Origin of the sequence: Streptomyces sp. NPDC058620, from assembly GCF_042717135.1 — a bacterium.
In the GTDB taxonomy this organism is placed as follows: Bacteria; Actinomycetota; Actinomycetes; order Streptomycetales; family Streptomycetaceae; genus Streptomyces.
The window spans coordinates 328942-346721 of sequence record NZ_JBHXQO010000003.1; the positions used below are offsets into that span (position 1 = coordinate 328942).

The following is a 17780-nucleotide window of genomic DNA, read 5'->3' on the forward strand; positions in this document are numbered from 1 at the left end:
GTCGAACGAGGCCGGGCGGACACCGAGTTCGCCGGTTCGTGAGGTACAGAGCGCGCACGGCCCCACCCCCTACCTCATGGAGACACCGGAACCATGACACGCAACCACCCGATGCCGTCCCGGCGTTCCGTTCTCGGCGGTGCCTTCGTAGCCGCGCTCGCCACGGCCACCGGCGCGGAGGCGGTGAGCGCCGCTCCGGCCGCCGCGTGGCCCACCGAATTCCCCCTCCCCGACGGTTTCCTTCCCGAGGGGATCACCATCGGCCGCCGGCCGTACGCCTACATGGGCTCGCGCGCCAACGGCGCCATCCACCGTACGGATCTGCGCACCGGCACGGGCGGGATCATCCATGAGGGCGCCGCCGGCAGTGCCGCCATCGGCCTGAAGCTGGACCGTGACGGCCTGTTGTACGTCGCCGGAGGCGGCGGGGGCACGGCTCGGACGATCGACGCCCGCACCGGCTCACTGGTAGCCACCCACCAGCTGTCCGCCCCGACGGGCCACTTCATCAACGACGTCGCATTCCTCGGCGACCGGGCCTGGTTCACCGATTCGCGCGACGCCGTGCTCCACGGAGTCCCGCGCGGCCGCGGCGGAGGGGTCAGGCGCCTGCCGCTCACCGGCGACTGGGTGCAGACGCCCGACGCCAACAACGCCAACGGCATCGTGACCACCCCCGACGGCCGGGGGCTCATCCTGGTGAAGAGCACGCCGGGCGAGCTCCATCACGTCAACCTCACCACCGGTCACGCCACCCGGATCGCGCTGAGCGGCGCGGACACCGTCGTCAACGGCGACGGTCTCGTCCGTATCGGCCGCACTCTGTACGTCGTGCAGAACCGGCTGAACCTCATCAGCGTGTTCGACCTCGACGCTGGGGCCAGGACCGCCCGTCTGCGCCGGACGATCACCGACCCCCGGTTCGACGTGCCCACCACGGCCGCCCGCTACGGCGACCGCCTCTACCTCGTCAACGCCCGCTTCACTACCCCCCAGACCCCCGAGACGACCTTCAATGGCGTCGCTGTCCCCCTCTGAAGCGCCGAGCGCCCGCAGACGGGACCGGCGGCGCGTCACGCGCCCGCCGGGACCGTGCGCCCCGACGTGTGCGTTCCGGCTGAAGCACGACCTTCACACCAAGTCAACTTACTTGCAGGTAAGGCGAAATAGACGGTCAGTCCCAGACGGTTGCGACACGGAGACGTTCTCAACGAGAAACCCGGAACCGCGTCCCGTACACATGGAGGAGTCGGCCGCCCATCCGGTGGCCGCGCCGCACCGCCTCCTAGCCAACCATCCGAGAGGGAACCCCACATGACCGCCTCGCACCTACTCGTCCCCGTACCGATCCCCGACAGGGTCGCGGCACTGATCGGCGCCTGCACTCCGCCGCACATCCTCCAGGCGGAGTTCGACGCCGAGTGCGCCGCCCGCGAGGTCCGAAGGTTCCGCGGACCCCGCCTCGGCATCGAGGACCAGGCCGACCGTGAGCAGGCCCTCGCCGAGCTGGCACGGGCCAACAAGGCCCTCGCGGCGTACCACCCCCGCCTGATGGTGAGTGCCGATTCCATCTGGTGACCGCCGCCTCGGCCCCCATGTCCCCGTGCTTGCGGAGCGACTGCGGGACCCTTACCTTACTCAAAAGTAAGTTTACTTGAGAGTAAGGAACTGGCGTGGCCGACAAGAGCAGCGGCGACATCACCGCAGAACTGGCCGGACTCGACTTCGCGGCCGTGTCCCCCCAGGAGTTCGCGCGCATCGTCAAGGGGCTGTCCGCCCAACAGCTCAGCGAGGTCATGCACGGGGAGTTCCGCGCCCGGGTGCTCCGCGAGGTGTTCGGCAGGATGAAGCAGCAGTTCCGCCCCGAGGCCGCAGGGCAGCTCCAGGCCCTGATCCGCTGGAAGATCACCGGCGAGAGCGACGAGGTCTTCGAGACCTCGATCGCCGGGGGCCGGTGCTCCGTCCGCGAGGGCCGCTCGGAGGCCGAACCCCGCACCACGCTGGTGATGGCCGACACCGAATTCCTCAAGCTCGTCTCCGGCAACGGCAGTCCCGTCACGATGTTCATGCTGCGCAAGCTGAAGGTGGCCGGTGACGTCGGTCTGGCCTCGGGCCTGACCCGCTACTTCGACATCCCGAAGGGCTGAGCCGGTGAGCTACTTCTCCCTCGCGCTCACCGAGGAGCAGCAGGATCTGCGCAACTGGGTGCACGGCTTCGCCGCCCAGGTGGTCCGCCCCGCGGCCGCCGAGTGGGACGAGCGGGAAGAGACCCCCTGGCCTGTCATCCAGGAGGCGGCGCGCATCGGCCTGTACGGATTCGAATCGCTCGCCGACATGTACGGCGACCCGAGCGGGCTCTCCCTCCAGATCGCCAACGAGGAGCTCTTCTGGGGCGACGCCGGGATCGGCATGGCGCTCTTCGGCACCTCCCTCGCCGTCGCCGGAATCTTCGCCTCCGGCACTCCCGGCCAGCTCGCCGAGTGGGTGCCCCAGTGTTTCGGGGACGAGGCCGGCCCCAAGGTCGCGGCGTTCTGCGTCTCGGAGCCCCAGGCGGGCTCGGACGTCTCGGCGATGGCGACCAGGGCCCGCTACGACGCGGCCCGCGACGAGTGGGTGCTCTCCGGACAGAAGGCGTGGATCACCAACGGCGGCATCGCGGAGATCCACGTGGTGGTGGCCTCGGTCGATCCGGCACTCGGCGCCCGCGGCCAGGCCGCGTTCGTCGTGCCGCCGCGCACCAAGGGCCTCACTGCGGGCCGCACGGTCAAGAAGCTCGGGCTGCGCGCCTCGCACACCGCGGATGTCTTCCTGGACGACGTCCGGATACCCGGCCACTGCCTGCTCGGCGGCAAGGAGAAGCTGGACGCCCGGCTGGCAAGGGCCCGCGAGGGCACGAACACCAAGGGCCAGGCGGCGATGGCCACCTTCGAGGTCAGCCGCCCCACCGTCGGCGCGCAGGCGCTCGGCATCGCGCGGGCCGCGTACGAGTACGCGCTGGAGTACGCGGGGCAGCGTGAGGTCTTCGGCCGGCCGATCATCGAGAACCAGTCGATCGCGTTCGCCCTGGCCGACATCCGGACCGAGATCGAGGCCGTACGCCTGCTGATCTGGCAGGCCGCCTGGATGGCCCGCAACGACCGCTCCTTCGACGCCGGCCAGGGCTCCATGTCCAAGCTCCGCGCCGGTGAGCTGGCCGTGGCGGCCACGGAGAAGGCCGTCCAGGTCCTCGGGGGCGCGGGATACAGCCGTGAGCATCCCGTGGAGCGGATGTACCGCGACGCCAAGATCTACACGATCTTCGAGGGGACCAGCGAAATCCAGCGGCTCGTCATCGCGCGGGCGATCTCCGGACGTCACATCCGCTGAACGGTGCCGGTCCCCCTGGCTGGACAATGGCGGGCAGCGGCGGCGCCCTCCTGTCCGCCCCCACCTCCCAGGGAGAACGCCTTGTCCACCGCACGCCCCTCCGTCCTCTACGTCACCGACTACACCTACGAGGCGCGCGGCCGGCGCTACTGCGACGAGGACATCTTCCTGAGCCGGCGGATGCGGGAGGAGTTCGACGTCGTGGTCTGTCACCCCCGGGACGCCGCCGCCATGCTGGACGGCTACGACGCCGTGGTCGTACGCAACAGCGGCCCCGTACTGCACTACCAGGAGGCGTACGACGCGTTCCGTGCCCGGGCGCGCGAGCTGAAGGTCCCCGTCTACAACCCCTTGGACGGCCGCGGGGACATGGCGGGCAAGCAGTACCTCGTGGACATGAGCCGGGCCGGCCTTCCGGTGATCCCGACCGTGGACCGGGCCGCGGATCTGGGGCTCCTGCCGGAAGCGGCGGAGTACGCCGTGAAGCCGAAGACGGGGGCGGACTCCGTCGGACTGCGCTTCATCCCGGCCCCCGTACTGCCGGAGGGATCGGACGGCACGCTCCTCGTACAGCCGAGGATCGACTTCCGCTACGAGGTGTCCTTCTACTTCATCGACGACGACTTCCAGTACGCCCTGTACGCGCCGGACACCGAACGGCGCTGGGTACTGGAGCCGTACGGTCCGAGCCCCGCGGACCTGGAGTTCGCGCGGACCTTCATCCGGTGGAACAGCCTCGCGCACGGAATACAGCGGGTCGACGCCTGCCGGACCCCGGAGGGCGAGCTGCTGCTCGTCGAGCTGGAGGACCTCAATCCGTACCTCTCGCTGGACCGGGTTCCCGAAGAGGTCAGGGAGGCGTTCGTCGCCCGGATGAAGACCTCCGTACGCGGTCTGCTGGCCTGACCCGTCCGGTCCTTCCCCGCATGCGACGCCCCGGGGCGGGTGTGAGGGTGCAAGCGTGACCACTGCCAGCGAGACCGTCCCCGCCGCGCAGAGTGCCGCCGCGCCGCCGCCCGTGCTGGATCCGCGCCGCCGCAACGTCGTGTTCGCGACCATCGTGCTGGGCATGCTGCTGGCCGCGCTGGACCAGACGATCGTGGGGACCGCGCTGCCCACGATCGTCTCGGACCTGGGGGGCGCCTCCCACATGTCGTGGGTGGTCACCGCGTATCTGCTGGCCGAGACCGTGGCGACGGTCCTGGTCGGCAAGTTCGGTGACCTCTTCGGGCGCAAGCTGGTCTTCCAGGTCTCGGCGATCGTCTTCATCACCGGTTCGTTCCTGTGCGGCCTCGCCTCGGACATGCTGCTCCTGATCATCTGGCGGGGCATGCAGGGCATCGGCGCGGGCGGACTCATGGTCACGTCGATGGCACTGATCGCCGATGTGATCCCGTTGCGCGAACGCGGCAAGTACCAGGGCGCGATCGGCGCCGTCTTCGGGATCTCGACGGTCATCGGGCCGCTGCTGGGCGGGCTGTTCACCGACCATCTGACCTGGCGCTGGGCGTTCTACATCAATGTGCCGATCGCGATCGTCGTGGTCATCGCGGCGGCGCGCAACATTCCGTCGGTGAGGGCGGCCGGACGGCCGGTCATCGACTACCTCGGCATCGCGCTGGTCGCGGTCGGCGCCAGCGGTCTGATCCTGGCGACGAGCTGGGGCGGCAACGAGTACGCGTGGGGATCGCCGGTCATCATCGGTCTGTTCGTCGTCGGCCTCGTCGCGCTCGCGCTCTTCTGCGTGGTGGAGGGGCGCGCGAAGGAACCGATGCTGCCGATGCGGCTGTTCCTGAACCCGGTGTTCACGGTCTGCTCGATCCTGAGTTTCATCGTGGGCTTCGCGATGCTCGGCTCCATGATCTTCCTCCCGACGTATCTCCAGTACGTGGACGGGGACTCGGCCACGCTGTCGGGGGTGCGCACGCTGCCGATGATCGTGGGCCTGCTGATCGCCTCCATCTTCAGCGGCAACGTGGTGAGCAAGACGGGCCACTACCGGGTGTTCCCCATCGTGGGCACCCTGGTCATCGCGCTGGGGATGTATCTGCTCTCCGGGATGGGTCCGGACACCGGTGTCTGGCTGGAGTCGGTGTACATGCTGGTGCTGGGACTCGGCATCGGGCTGGCCATGCAGGTGCTGACGATCGCCGTGCAGAACACCGTCGACTACTCCGACCTGGGCACGGCGACGTCGGGCGTGACGTTCTTCCGCACACTCGGCAGTGCCTTCGGTACGGCGGTGTTCGGCACGATCTACGCCAACGCGCTGCGGCCGAACCTCGCCGAAGGCGTGGCGCAGGCGGCGCGGGCCGGCGGTGATCCCGCGGTCCTGATGACGGCCTCGCAGAACCCCCAGGCCGTGCATGCCCTGCCCCCCGAGCAGTCCGCGCCCCTCGCGCAGGCATACGCGGACACGCTGCACACGGTCTTCCTGTGGACCGTGCCGGTGGCCCTGATCGGGTTCGTCGTGGCGCTCTTCCTGAAGCAGGTGAAGCTCCGGGACTCCGCACGGGCCGGTTCGACGGACATGGGTGAGGGTTTCGCCCAGCCCAGCGCCGGAGACTCCGCGAGGGTGCTCGAATTCTCCGTGGCCAAGATCCTGCACAGCGCCGGACCGGACACGGCGAGACGGATCGTCGCGGACTCGGACACCCGGCTCGACATGGCGGGGGCCTGGGCGGTGATGCAGGTCGACCTGTTCACGAGGATGGTCGGCCATGCGGGGCTCGGCCTGATCGCGACCCGGCACCGCATCCCGCCCGAGGTCCTGGTGCCGGTCTTCGACCGGATGATCGAGGAGGGCTATCTCACCGGGGACGGCCGTCTATTCGCCCACACGGCCGCGGGCGGACGGGAGGCCACCACGATCTCCGACGCCTGGGCGGGCTGGCTCAACGAGCGCCTCGCCGAGGACGGCGCCCGGCCGGACGACGGTCAGCTGCGGGCGGCCGTCGACGTGATCGCCAAGCGGCTGCTCGCCGAGGATCTGGCCCAGGAACTGTCACCCGCGGCCCCGGTACGGGGATCGACGCGGGTGGGCGCCCCGGCCTGACCGGGTCAGGCGTGGTCCCAGGACCTGGGGCGGTCCTGTGCCTCCCATTCGGGGCGGAGCAGGGACAGCAGCGAGATGTCGTAGCGGCGCCCGCGGTGCAGGCAGGCGGAGCGGCGTACGCCCTCGTGGACGAAGCCCGATCCGGCGAGGACGCGGAGGGCCGCGGCGTTGTCGGTGTGGGTCTGTGCCTCGACGCGCTGGAGGGGCAGTTCGCCGAAGGCGAGGTCCAGCAGGGCGTCGAGGGCGTCGGCGCCGTGGCCCTTGGCCCGGTGTTCGGGGGCCAGAACCAGATACGCCTCCGCGGATCCCTCGGCCAGTTGCTGGTCGGTGAGGGCGGCGTGCCCGATGGGAGTGCCGTCCGGGAGGAGGACGAGGAAGTCGTCGCGGCTGCTGTCGTCGTGATAGCGCTCGATACGCTCGCGGAGTTCGTACAGCGAACCCGGCCAGACTCCGGTCTCATGGGCGGTCACCGGATCGAAGCGCCAGCGCCGGATCAGTTCGGCGTCGTCGGTCTCCACCGGGGTGAACGCGATGTCGCGGCCGCGCCAGCAGGGCTCGCGTACGGTGTCCGGCTCTGCCGTGTCCTCGCTCATGCGCGGATCGTACGGTCCGAGGGGTGGCCGGGGACACCGGTTTTCACTCGACGAAGACGGCAGCCGCGTAGACCCAGTCGCCCTCGATGCGGACGAAGCGGCTCTGCTCGTGGAGGGAGTCGGGGCGGCCGTCGTCCGTGTAGTGGGCGCGGAACGTGACCGTGCCCGTCGCGTGGAAGGGGCTGCCCTCCGTCGTCTCCAGGATCTCCAGGCGCACCCAGCGCAGGCCGGGGTCGAAGTCGACGGTGGGCGGCCGGGTGTCGGGGTGCCAGGTACGGAGCAGGTACGCCGCGTCCTGGACGACGAAGGCGGTGTACCGCGAGCGCATCAGCGCCTCGCAGGTCAGGGCGTTGCCGCCGGCGTGCAGGCGTCCGCAGCAGGTCGCGTACGTCGCGGGCAGGCCGCACGGGCACGGGGACTCCGGGGTGATCCGCGGTGCGGGGGCTCCGGTTCCGGCGGAGCGGCGGGGGCGGGAGGTGCGTCGTGACATGCCTCCATTGTGACCTGCGGGATTGCGGCGTGCGGGGGCGGTCGCTCAGCGGGCAGGGCCGAAGCGGCTGCGGTACTCGCTGGGGGTGAGGCCGGTGCGGCGGCGGAGCTGGGAGCGCAGGTTCGTCGCCGTGCCGAGACCGCTGGTCCTGGCGACCACGTCGAGTCGTTCCTCGCCGCGCTCGATGAGGCGGCGGGCGAGGGTGACCCGCTGTTCGGTGAGCCAGCCGAGCGGGGTGGTGCCGAGCTGGGCGCGGAAGCGGCGGTGGAGCGTGGCGGGGCTGACGGCGGCCCTGGCGGCGAGTCCGGTCACGCTCAGGCCGGTGCCGAGGTGCTGCTGTGCCCATGCCAGGAGCGGGCCGAGCGAGGTGTCGGCCGTGTCCGGCAGCGGGTGCTCGACGAACTGGCGCTGGCCGCCGTCGCGCTGCGTGGGGAAGACGAGGCGCCGGCTGACGGCGGCGGCGATCTCCGCGCCGTGGTCGCTGCGGACGATGTGGAGGGCCGTGTCGAGTGCGGCGGCGCTGCCGGCGGCGGTGATGACCCGGCCGTCGTCGACGAACAGGACTCCGGGGTCGAGGTGCACCCGCGGAAAGCGCGCGGTGAAGGCGTCGGCCCAGCGCCAGTGGGTGGTGGCCCGCCGGCCGTCCAGAACGCCCGCCGCGGCGAGTGTGAACGTGCCGGTGCAGAAGCTGACCAGCCGGGCGCCCCGGGCGGCGGCGCGCCGGACGGCGTCGAGGACGGCCGGGTCGGCTGCGGCTTCGGGGTCGGGGCGGTTCGGCACGATGACGGTGTCGGCCCGGTCGACCGCGTCGAGACCGGCGACTCCGGAGAGCTGGAAGAAGCCCGCGTGCATGGGTACGGAAGGGGTGGCGGCACAGAGCTCGAACGCGTACCAGGGGACGGGCAGTTCGGGGCGTCGCAGTCCGAAGAGCTCGGTGGCCACGCCCAGCTCGAAGGGGTTGGAGCCGGCCGAGACGATCATGGCGACGCGATGCGGCGAACGGTGCGGCGTACCGTGCGAGGATTCTTGCGTCATGTGCGATTCCTAGCACTCCCCGGACGGCGGGGCCAAGCCCGAGGATGGCGGACATGAGCGAAGACACCGCACAGACCCCGACCGGACCGCTCCTGCTGAGCGATGCGCTGAAGTCCTTCGACGCGCTGTGGAGCCCTCGGGTCGTGACGCGGGTAAACGACTACGACGTCCGGGTCGCGAAGGTCCACGGCGAGCACGTATGGCATGTGCACGAAGACACGGACGAGTTCTTCCTCGTACTCGAAGGCTCCCTGGACATCGGCCTGCGCGAGGAGGGCGGGGAGCAGTCCGTCACGCTCGGCCGCGGTGCGGTGTTCGTCGTTCCGCGGGGCACCTGGCACAAGCCCCGCTCGGCGGACGGTGCCTCGCTCCTGCTGTTCGAGCCGTCCGGGACACTGACCGTGGGCGACGACCACGACGAGGTCCCGGACCACGTCGACGCGACGACCGGACACGCGCTCAGCCTCTGAACGCGTCCCCCGGACACCGGGGTTGACACTGCGACCGATGCCGGGACAGAGTCCCGCCGATGGAGATCACCGGCCTGACCCCCGCCGAGCGCCGCGTCCGGGACGCCTTCCCGCGCGGCGCTCTCGTCGACTTCCGTACGGGAGTGGCGGACGAGGACGACCCGGAGGGCGGGGCGGCCTGGGGCGCCGAGCGCACGGTACGCGCCGAGGTGCTCCGGGCACTGCTGCTCGCCGGGGGGCAGGCGGAGGGAGAGGTCTCCGCCCTGCGGGTGTGGGGCGCGCGGATCTCCGGGACGCTGAACGTGCGGTACGCGGTGGCGGAGTGCGCGGTGCTGCTGGCCGGCTGCTCCTTCGAGGAGGCGCCGAACCTGTACGGGACGCAGGTGCGGCAGCTGAATCTGAGCGCCTCGGTCCTGCCCGGCCTGGACGCGGCGACGCTGCGCGTCGACGGGGTGCTGCGGCTGACCGGGTGCCGGATTTCCGGCCCCGTGCGGCTCGGCGGCGCGCGGATCACCCGGGCGGTGTTCTTCGACGGTACCCGGATCGGCGTGCACGCCGACGGCACGACCGTCCCCAACGAGGAGCCCGTGCTCCAGTTGAACCACGCCGTCACCGAGGACGATCTGTGGTGGCCGCGGCTTGAGGTGCGCGGCGAGGTCCGGATCGACGGGGCCTCGGTCACCGGGCAGATCCAGCTCGACGACGCGGTACTGGTGCATCCGGGCGCGACGGCCCTTCAGGCGGAGAACGTCACCGTCGGCTCCGATGTGCGCGGCATGCGGCTGCGGGTGAAGGGGCGCGTCAATCTGCGCGGTGCCCGCATACCCGGCCAGCTGAACCTCGCACACGCCGGGATCTCCAACCCGGGCGGGGTCGCGCTGCGCGCGAGCAGCTGCACGATCGGGGAGCTGTGGCTCCGGGAGGCCGAGCCCATCGAGGGCCGGGTGAATCTGCGGCGTTCCCAGATCGACCTCATCCACGCCGACCCCGGGGTATGGCCGCCGGAGGTCCGGCTGGACGGACTGACGTACACCTCGCTGCTCCCCCATCTGCCCGCCCAGCGGCGGCTGCCGCTCCTCGAACGCGAGGTGGAGGGGTATGCGCCGTACGCCTACGAGCAGTTGACGGCGGCGTACCGCAGGATCGGTGACGACGACGCGGCCCGCACAGTGCTCCTCGCCAAACAGCGCCGGCACCGCGAAACGCTGCCCGGGTACGCCAGGGTCTGGGGGTATCTGCAGGACGTCACGGTGGGGTACGGCTTCCGTCCGGTACGGGCGGCGGCCTGGCTCTTCTCGTTGCTCCTCGCCGGAGCGGTGACGTTCGCGTCGCACCATCCGCGTCCGCTGAAGGAGGGCGAGGCGCCGCCGTTCAGCCCGGTGTTCTACACCCTGGACCTGCTGCTGCCGATCATCGACTTCGGCCAGGAGAAGGCGTACAACCCGACGGGCTGGTACCAGTGGCTGTCGTACCTGCTGATCGTGACCGGGTGGCTGCTCGCGACAACGATCGCCGCGGGCATCACCCGGTCCGTCAGCCGTCAGTGACCGCGCGCGGTCAGGGCTTGCGGGCGACGCCCGCGTAGCCGGGGATCGGTTCGTCGCCCGGGACGTCGATGACCTCGCCGAGCTCCGGGTGCCAGTCGGCGGAGAGCGAGACGCCCGGCTCGACGAGCTCCAGGCCGTCGAAGAACGTGGTGAGTTCGGCGCGGGAGCGCGGACGCAGCGTCATCCCGCGGGCCTTGTACATGGCGCGCGCCTGGGCCGCGCCCTCCGGGTTGAAGTCGCCCGTGGTGTGCGAGAGCACCAGATAACTGCCGGAGGGAAGCTGCTCCACGAGCTTGTCGACCAGGTCGGCCGCGCCGTCCTCGTCGTCCAGGAAGTGCAGCAGCGCGAGCAGCGACAGCGCGATCGGCTTGCTGAAGTCGAGTACTTTGCCGGCCTCTTCGAGGATCGTCGCGGGTTCGCGCGCGTCCGCCTGGATGTACTCGGTGGCACCTTCGGGCGTGGAGCGCAGGAGGGCCGCCGCGTGCGCGAGCACGATCGGGTCGTTGTCGCAGTAGACGATGCGTGCGTCCGGGGCGGCCTGCTGGGCGATCTGGTGGAGGTTGGGCTCGGTGGGTATGCCCGTGCCGATGTCGAGGAACTGGCGTACGCCCTGTCCGGCGAGCCAGCGGGTGGCGCGGTGCATGAAGGCCCGGTTCACGCGGGCCATGTCGCGGCCCCGGGAGTCCAGGGCCAGCAGCTGCCGGGCCATCTGCTCGTCGACCGGGTAGTTGTCCTTGCCACCGAGAAACCAGTCGTACATCCGCGCGGGATGCGGCTTGCTGGTGTCGATCTCGATGACATGGCTGGCCTGTGGATCGTGCCCGGTCATATCGCGCTCCGTTGGGGTTCGTAGGTCGGCGATCACAGCTGACTGTTCGTGGGGCGAGGATATGTGCCGGTGCGTCAGGTGAGAAGGAAGTCGGCCTGCCCTGCCTTGGCGCCCTGGATGAACGCGGCTATCTCGCCGGTTGAGTAGATGAGTGCGGGGCCCTCGGGGTCCGCGGACTGGCGTACGGCCACTCTGCCGTCGGCCAGCTTCATGGCCTCGACGCAGTTGCCCCCGTTGCCGCCGCTCCAGGGCTTCGACCAGCCTTCGGAGCCGAGGTCGGCGGCCGGCATGCCGTTGTAGATGTCGCTCATCACAGCTCCTTGCGGAAGTCCCGGAGGATTTCCTTCGTGCGTTGTGCAGTTGCGGCCTGAGCCGCCATGCGGTCCATGACTTCGAGGTAGGACGCCACCTCGGGGCGCGCGTCGAAGTAGACGGCGCCGGTCAGGTACTCGCTGTAGACCATGTCGGGCAGTTCGGGGACGGCGAAGCGGAAGAGGACGAAGGGGCCGTACGTGCCCGGATGGTGACCGGTAGCGAACTCCGCGATCTGCAGCGTCACATGGGGCATCTCGGTGGCTTCGAGCAGCCGGTCGGTCTGCGCCCGCATCGCTTCGGTACTCCCCACCGGGCGGCGCAGGACGGTCTCGTCCATGATCACCCACAGCTTCGGGGCGCCCTCCTTGGTGAGCAGGGACTGCCGCGCCATCCGCAGGTCCACATGGCGCTCGATGTCCTCCGGCCTGGTCTGGCCGACGGCTCCCGTGCGCATGACGGAGCGTGCGTAGTCCTCGGTCTGCAGGAGGCCGGGGACGAAGTGCGGCTCGTACATGCGTAGGAGACTCGCGGCTCCCTCCAGGCTCACGTACATGCTGAACCAGTCGGGCAGCACGTCGTGGAAGCGCTGCCACCAGCCGGGCCTGTTGGCCTCTTCGGCGAGTTCGACGAAGGAGTCGGCCTCCTCCTCCCCGATCCCGTACGCCTTCAGCAGGAGCTGGACGTAAGGGATCTTGAGCCCGACCTCGGCCGTCTCCATCCTGCGTATGGTCGCGGGAGCGACCCTGAGCACCTTGGCGGCCTGGTCGCGGCTCAGACCTGCGCGTTCCCGCAGATCCTGCAGGCGCTTGCCGAGGACGACCTGGCCCACGGTCGGGGCGGACCGCGGTTCGCTCACTTCAGACCTCCCCATGCGCTGTGTGCCAGCAGTGTGCCATGCGGGTGGCCTCAAAGACACAGTCACTCTGCATTTTTCAGAGTGCCCCTTGCCAAGTGTTCACGACAGAGGGAGAGTTGGGTCGTGAACCAGTTCGCATGGTCACGCCCGCCCTCTTTCACAGGGGTGCGAAGCGTGACGCATCCCCCACTGTGAGGAATCGGTCGTGGCACCTGGCAGTGCGCTCATCCCCCGGCTCGTGGACCTCAGCCCCGGGACGGAAGCGCTCCGTTACTGCTTCGCCCTGCCGGCGCAGCCGGAGTCGGTGGCCGGCGCGAGACGGCTGACACGAGTCCGGCTGGACGCGTGGCGCCTCGGCGGCGACGCCTGCGAGGCGGCGCTCCTCATCGTCTCCGAACTGGTCACCAACGCGGTCGTGCACACCGCGAGTTCCCGTGTCGTCTGTGAGCTCAGACGTCTCGACCGGCGGCTGCGCATAGCCGTGCAGGACCAGGGTCACCAGCCCGGCGGCCCGCGGCTCTGCCGCACCGCCGACGACGAACACGGACGCGGCCTGCTGCTCGTCGACGCGATGAGCAGCGCGTGGGGTTCCCATGACGCCACAGACGCCTCGGGCCGCATCGTCTGGGCAGAACTGCCGCACGGCACGGAGCAGCCATGCTGAAGAACGCCCTGTCCCAGCTGCGCGGAGCGCGCCGCTCCCGGGTGCCGGAGCAGGGCGGCCGGGTGAGGCTGTCGCTGCCGCCCACACTCTCGGCCGGCCTCGGCTGTGACGCGGTGGGGGTTCCCGCACGGTACGGCTTCCGCCTGATGTCCCACCTGCCGCGCACCGGGTGCGTGTTCGCCGACACCGACCGCTGGTGGTGGATCGTTCCCGCCGGCTCGGATCTGGACCTGGACTGGCCCGAGCAGGTCTCGTACGCCGCCGGGGCTCTCGTCGCGTCGGTACGGCCACGGCTCATCCACACGCCGGACAGCCGTACGCCCTACACCCCGCCCATTCCGCTCTTCCTCATGGTGTGTCAGGTGACCGGCGTGACTCCCTCGTGGGCGTCGCCAGGCCGGCCGAGGGCCGTGCCCGCTAGCTGAGCAGGGCCCGTCGGGGCCCTCTCCTTCACCTGTCCGAGGCGTTGTCAGTGGCTGGTTCTAGTGTGGCCTCACTGATCGAAGCCCGCGGCGGAGCGGGTGGTCCGGGGCGGGAAGGGGGGCGGTTCTGTGCGCCGCTGGGAGTTTGTCGAGGGCAGCGCGTCGAAGTTCTGGGAGACCGGGGCCGAAGGCGCTGTGGTGACGGTGCGGTACGGGCGGTGCGGAACCGACGGGCGGACGCAGTCGAAGGAGTACGCGTCGGCCCGGGCGGCGGATGCCCAGGTCGCGAAGACGATCGCGGAGAAGGAACGCAAGGGGTACCGCGAGGTCGGGGCATCTGCTGCGGCTCCCGCGGGGGCGGTGGCGGCTCCCGCCGACGCGGGCGCGGTGGTTTCCGGAGCGGTGGCGGAGCCGGGCGACGCGGCCGCGGACGGGAGCGCCGGGGCGCTCCCCGACGAGGACACCTTCGTCCTGCCGGCCGGCTGGCGCCGGACGCTCCACCCGCGGCGCGGTGGCGTGAAAAGGACCCCCGCCAGAGCGAAGCCGCACGAAATGGAAGCCCTCGAAACCCAGCTGTCCCGGGAGACCGCGTGGGTCCACGAGTTCCTGGACGCGCCGCGCACGGATGCCGCGCTGGCCGACGATGCCCGTGCACACCTCGCCGGAAGTCCCTCCCCCGTCGGTGCCGCCGTACTGGCCGCCATCGTGGGTCTCAACAACTCGCCCGCCACCTGGGCGGACCTCTGGACAGCCCGTTTCGGCCTGCCGTTCGCGGCGTGCGCCACGGTGGAGCTGTTCACGCTCGAAGCCCACTGGGAACAGCACGGCGCCCGGCGGTACGACCCCTGGATCCGCCGGCAGGCACTGACCGGTTACGCGTACTCGTCGGGTAGGCGCCGCCCGGCGGCCGATCGCGTCCGCGCCCTGGTGGCCGCGACCGACGAGGAGACCTACCGGGCGACGGTGGCGGCGCTCGCCAGGCACCGCGCGGACCCGCAGCACAAGATCCTCGCGTCGTACCTCGCGCCGAGCGAAACCGGCTGGGTGGCCGACCTCTGCTCCGATCCCGGTGTCGTCGCCGAGCGGGAACTGACCCTGTCCTCCATGCTGTACTGCTCGCTGAACTCCGGGGACCAGCTGGAGGTGTTCCCGCACCGGCCCAGCCACGGCCACAGCGTCGCCCTGATCGCCACGGTGGCCGAAGGCGTCGGCACGGCCGTCGCCACCCTGCTGGCCGAGGGCCTGGACGGCCGGAGCTACGCGGACGACGCCACCGTCGCCGAGGCCCTGATGGAGATCCCGACGGACGAGGCGTTCGTGGCCCTGCTGACGCACGCGGACTCGAAGCACGCCCGCGCGGCTCTCCTCGAAGCGATGCGCCGCTATCCGAAGCGCGCCCTGCGACTTCTCGCCACCGAGGTGCGCGAAAGCGCCGGCGCGGTGTCCGCGAGGACCCGGCGGCTGCTCCTCGGCCATGTCGGCGCCCACCGCGACCTGGTGACGGCCGTGCTCCCGACGCTGGAAGCCGGGCTCGCTGAGATCGTGGAACCCCTGCTCAACCCGGCCGACCGGATCGCGGACGCGCCGGCCGCGGCCCTGCCGTCCGTGCTGACGTCCCCTCCGTGGTCGCGCCCGCGCACCACGGCCCCGGCCACGGTCGTCCCCGGGCTCTCGGCGGCGTCCGGGCCCTCGGTGGAGTGGCTGCCCGGTGAGCGGGACGAGTGGGCGGCCTGCTCCAGCTGGTACACCCAGCGGCACGGGGAGGGCGACTGGGAGAAGGACATCGCCGGCCTGCGCCACACCCTCGACGCGGGGGACCTCCAGCCGGCGTGGGTGTACGTCCACGGGCCCGAGGAACTGGTCGTCCCGCTGCTCGACTCCTGGGACCCGACCGACCTCTGGGACGCCGCGGACACCTTCAAACCGATCGCCGCCCGCTTCGGCCTCCTCGCGCTGCCCCTGCTGCTGCGGGCGGTTCCGCGCCGGCCCAGCGCCCTGGCGCCCCTGCTGCTGCCGTTCGTCGACGCGGCCGTGGCCCGCCACATGGCGGACTGGTCGGTCCGGCTCAAGTCCACGGCCGCGACGGCCCGTGCGTGGTTCGCCAGGCACGGCGTGGTGGCCGCCGGGCTCCTCGTACCGGACGCCGTGGGCAGGGCGGGCGCCGCGCGGCGGGCTGGCGAGCAGGCCCTCCTCCAGATCGCCGCGGTCCACGGCGACCAGGTGGTCCGGGAGGCCGCCGAGGCGTACGGCGCCAAGGCGGCGGAAGCCGTCGGTGCGCTGCTCGCCGCCGACCCGCTGGAGCGCCTGCTGCCCGCCACGATGCCGGTGCTGCCGGGGTGGGCGGAGCCCGCGCCGCTGCCGCAGATCGTGGTCAGGTCCGGTGGTGCGCTACCCGAGCAGTCGGTGCGCCATGTGGTGACGATGCTGGCGCTGTCGAAGCCCGGTGAGGTGTATCCGGGGGTCCCGGTGCTCAAGGAGGTGGCGGAACCCGGCTCGCTCGCCGCGTTCTCCTGGGCGATCTTCGAGCAGTGGACGATGGCCGGCCTCCCCGCCAAGGAGTCCTGGGCGCTCCACGCGCTCGGACTGCTGGGTGACGACACCACGGTCCGCCGGCTCACCCCGGTCATCCGTGCCTGGCCCGGTGAGGGCGCGCACCACCGGGCGGTGGAGGGGCTCGGCGTACTCGCGGCCATCGGGACCGACATCGCGCTCGTGCAGCTCCACGGCATCGCTCAGCGGGTGAAGTTCAAGGGGCTGAAGGAGCGTGCCAAGGAGAAGATCGACGAGGTCGCGGCCGGTCTCGGACTGACGGGCGAACAGCTCTCCGACCGGCTGGTGCCGGACTTCGGGCTCGACGCCGACGGTTCGACCGTCGTCGACTACGGCAGCCGCCGCTTCACCGTGGGCTTCGACGAGCAGCTGAGGCCGTACGTCCTGGACGGTGACGGCAAGCGCCGCAAGGACCTGCCGATGCCCGGTGCGCGGGACGACGCCGAGCTGGCCCCGGCGGAGCGCAAGCGGTTCATGGCCCTGAAGAAGGACGTGCGGACGATCGCCTCCGACCAGGTGCGCCGGCTGGAGGCCGCGATGGTCGCAGGGCGGACCTGGACGGTGCCGGAGTTCACCGGACTGTTCGTCGCACACCCGCTGATGTGGCATCTGGTCCGCAGGCTGGTGTGGCTGAGTGAGGCGGACGGGACGACCACGGCCTTCCGCGTGGCGGAGGACCGGACGTTCGCCGATGCCGAGGACGAGGTCTTCGCCCTCGCTGACGGTGCCACAGTGCGACTGGCGCATCCACTGGACCTCGGGGACCGGCTCGACGTGTGGTCGGAGGCGTTCGCGGACTACGAGATCCTCCAGCCCTTCCCCCAGTTGGGGCGTGCGGTGTTCGAGCTCACCGAGGAGGAGGCCGGAGGGTACCGGCTGACGCGCTTCGAGGGCATCAAGGTGCCGACGGGCAAGGTGCTCGGCCTCCAGCGGCGCGGCTGGCAGCGCGGGGTCCCGCAGGACGCGGGGGTGGAGCGGTGGATCTCGAAGCGGCTCGGCGAGGACCAGTACCTGGTGATCGCGCTGGACACGGGCATCGCGGTCGGGGTGGTCGACATGTTCCCCGACCAGACCCTCGAAACGGTGTGGCTCGATAGTCAGCCGGCTGATCACTGGACGAGGCGCGGTTACCCGCTGCGTTTCGGTGACCTGGACGCGCTCACCGTGTCCGAGCTCATCGCCGACCTGACGGAACTCACCGAAGGCGCAGCGGCATGAGCGTACGGACGAAGGACGAGCCCACGAGCGGGCCGGCGCGGGCGAACGGCACGGCATCCTCGTCGGCGGCCGTGCAGCGCCCGCCCGCCGAGGTGCGGTACGCCGAGGAGCTGGCGGCGCTCCGGGCCGACGACCGTGACCCCAGGCCGCCGGGCTGGGAGCTGAGCCTGCGCGCCGCCCGGCGGTTCGTCATCGGCGACACGAACGCCGGGATCGGCCGCAAGTTCGTCGGCAGTCCCTCGCTGGTCGACCGGGCGCTGGTGACGCTCGCGACCAGCCGCGGGCTGATGCTCGTCGGTGAGCCGGGTACGGCGAAGTCTCTCCTGTCCGAGCTGATCGCGGCAGCCGTCAGCGGGGTGTCCACCCTGAC

General features: G+C 71.0%; 17 protein-coding genes and 1 pseudogene. 12 read left to right on the forward strand and 6 right to left on the reverse strand.

Annotation, left to right across the window (positions count from 1 at the left end):
- The first annotated feature begins 93 nt into the window (after window positions 1-93).
- The 6 genes from ACFWSK_RS06275 to ACFWSK_RS06300 all read left to right on the forward strand — a co-directional run bounded on the left by ACFWSK_RS06275 (window position 94) and on the right by ACFWSK_RS06300 (window position 6421).
- A complete protein-coding gene (locus tag ACFWSK_RS06275; RefSeq protein WP_383782563.1) occupies window positions 94-1038 on the forward strand; it encodes a superoxide dismutase in 945 nt (314 codons plus the stop codon).
- A gap of 276 nt (window positions 1039-1314) precedes the next feature.
- Window positions 1315-1578: a hypothetical protein gene (locus ACFWSK_RS06280; protein WP_383782565.1), complete on the forward strand. Its 264-nt coding sequence runs from the start codon at window positions 1315-1317 to the stop codon at window positions 1576-1578.
- Between the two features lie 95 nt (window positions 1579-1673).
- Window positions 1674-2147 (forward strand): SCP2 sterol-binding domain-containing protein, encoded by a 474-nt coding sequence (locus ACFWSK_RS06285; protein ID WP_383782567.1) that lies wholly within the window; start codon window positions 1674-1676, stop codon window positions 2145-2147.
- A 4-nt stretch (window positions 2148-2151) separates the two neighbouring features.
- Window positions 2152-3366, forward strand: coding sequence for an acyl-CoA dehydrogenase family protein (locus ACFWSK_RS06290; protein WP_383782569.1), 1215 nt, complete (start codon window positions 2152-2154; stop codon window positions 3364-3366).
- A gap of 81 nt (window positions 3367-3447) precedes the next feature.
- Window positions 3448-4272: a hypothetical protein gene (locus ACFWSK_RS06295; RefSeq protein ID WP_383782571.1), complete on the forward strand. Its 825-nt coding sequence runs from the start codon at window positions 3448-3450 to the stop codon at window positions 4270-4272.
- Window positions 4273-4327: 55 nt separating this feature from the next.
- Window positions 4328-6421, forward strand: a complete 2094-nt coding sequence (locus ACFWSK_RS06300; protein WP_383782573.1) for an MDR family MFS transporter — start codon at window positions 4328-4330, stop codon at window positions 6419-6421.
- A 5-nt stretch (window positions 6422-6426) separates the two neighbouring features.
- Here ACFWSK_RS06300 and ACFWSK_RS06305 read toward each other — a convergent pair whose 3' ends face one another.
- Genes ACFWSK_RS06305 through ACFWSK_RS06315 form a run of 3 tightly spaced genes read right to left on the reverse strand, consistent with a single transcriptional unit; the run spans window position 6427 to window position 8539 of the window.
- On the reverse strand, window positions 6427-7014 hold the full coding sequence (locus ACFWSK_RS06305; protein ID WP_383782575.1) for a GNAT family N-acetyltransferase: 588 nt from the start codon (window positions 7012-7014) through the stop codon (window positions 6427-6429).
- Window positions 7015-7057: 43 nt separating this feature from the next.
- Entirely contained in the window at window positions 7058-7504 is a 447-nt protein-coding gene (locus tag ACFWSK_RS06310; protein ID WP_383782577.1) for a YchJ family protein, read from the reverse strand.
- 45 nt (window positions 7505-7549) lie between these two features.
- Window positions 7550-8539: a GlxA family transcriptional regulator gene (locus tag ACFWSK_RS06315; protein WP_383782579.1), complete on the reverse strand. Its 990-nt coding sequence runs from the start codon at window positions 8537-8539 to the stop codon at window positions 7550-7552.
- A gap of 53 nt (window positions 8540-8592) precedes the next feature.
- On the opposite strand from ACFWSK_RS06315, the gene ACFWSK_RS06320 reads away from it, so the two are divergent.
- Together ACFWSK_RS06320 and ACFWSK_RS06325 are read left to right on the forward strand one after the other, a co-directional pair.
- The gene (locus ACFWSK_RS06320; RefSeq protein ID WP_383782581.1) at window positions 8593-9009 is read left to right on the forward strand and encodes a cupin domain-containing protein; all 417 of its coding nucleotides are present in this window, start codon (window positions 8593-8595) and stop codon (window positions 9007-9009) included.
- A 59-nt stretch (window positions 9010-9068) separates the two neighbouring features.
- Window positions 9069-10556 (forward strand): membrane-associated oxidoreductase, encoded by a 1488-nt coding sequence (locus ACFWSK_RS06325; RefSeq protein ID WP_383782583.1) that lies wholly within the window; start codon window positions 9069-9071, stop codon window positions 10554-10556.
- A 10-nt stretch (window positions 10557-10566) separates the two neighbouring features.
- Here the strand turns inward: ACFWSK_RS06325 and ACFWSK_RS06330 are convergent, their stop codons facing one another.
- From ACFWSK_RS06330 to ACFWSK_RS06340, 3 genes are all read right to left on the reverse strand, one after another.
- Entirely contained in the window at window positions 10567-11385 is an 819-nt protein-coding gene (locus ACFWSK_RS06330; protein WP_383782584.1) for an SAM-dependent methyltransferase, read from the reverse strand.
- Between the two features lie 74 nt (window positions 11386-11459).
- The gene (locus tag ACFWSK_RS06335) at window positions 11460-11696 is read right to left on the reverse strand and encodes a DUF397 domain-containing protein (protein WP_383782586.1); all 237 of its coding nucleotides are present in this window, start codon (window positions 11694-11696) and stop codon (window positions 11460-11462) included.
- Window positions 11696-12556: a helix-turn-helix domain-containing protein gene (locus ACFWSK_RS06340; protein ID WP_383782588.1), complete on the reverse strand. Its 861-nt coding sequence runs from the start codon at window positions 12554-12556 to the stop codon at window positions 11696-11698. Before ACFWSK_RS06340 ends, ACFWSK_RS06335 begins: the two co-directional genes overlap by 1 nt.
- Before the next feature lie 205 nt (window positions 12557-12761).
- On the opposite strand from ACFWSK_RS06340, the gene ACFWSK_RS06345 reads away from it, so the two are divergent.
- From ACFWSK_RS06345 to ACFWSK_RS06360, 4 genes and pseudogenes are all read left to right on the forward strand, one after another.
- Entirely contained in the window at window positions 12762-13220 is a 459-nt protein-coding gene (locus ACFWSK_RS06345) for an ATP-binding protein (protein WP_383782590.1), read from the forward strand.
- On the forward strand, window positions 13214-13645 hold the full coding sequence (locus tag ACFWSK_RS06350; protein ID WP_383782592.1) for a hypothetical protein: 432 nt from the start codon (window positions 13214-13216) through the stop codon (window positions 13643-13645). The genes ACFWSK_RS06345 and ACFWSK_RS06350 overlap by 7 nt, the downstream gene beginning before the upstream one ends.
- Window positions 13646-13771: 126 nt before the next feature.
- Window positions 13772-17410 (forward strand): DUF4132 domain-containing protein, encoded by a 3639-nt coding sequence (locus ACFWSK_RS06355; protein ID WP_383782594.1) that lies wholly within the window; start codon window positions 13772-13774, stop codon window positions 17408-17410.
- Window positions 17407-17780, forward strand: a pseudogene (locus ACFWSK_RS06360) (hypothetical protein); the annotation flags it as partial. The gene ACFWSK_RS06355 and the pseudogene ACFWSK_RS06360, both read left to right, overlap by 4 nt.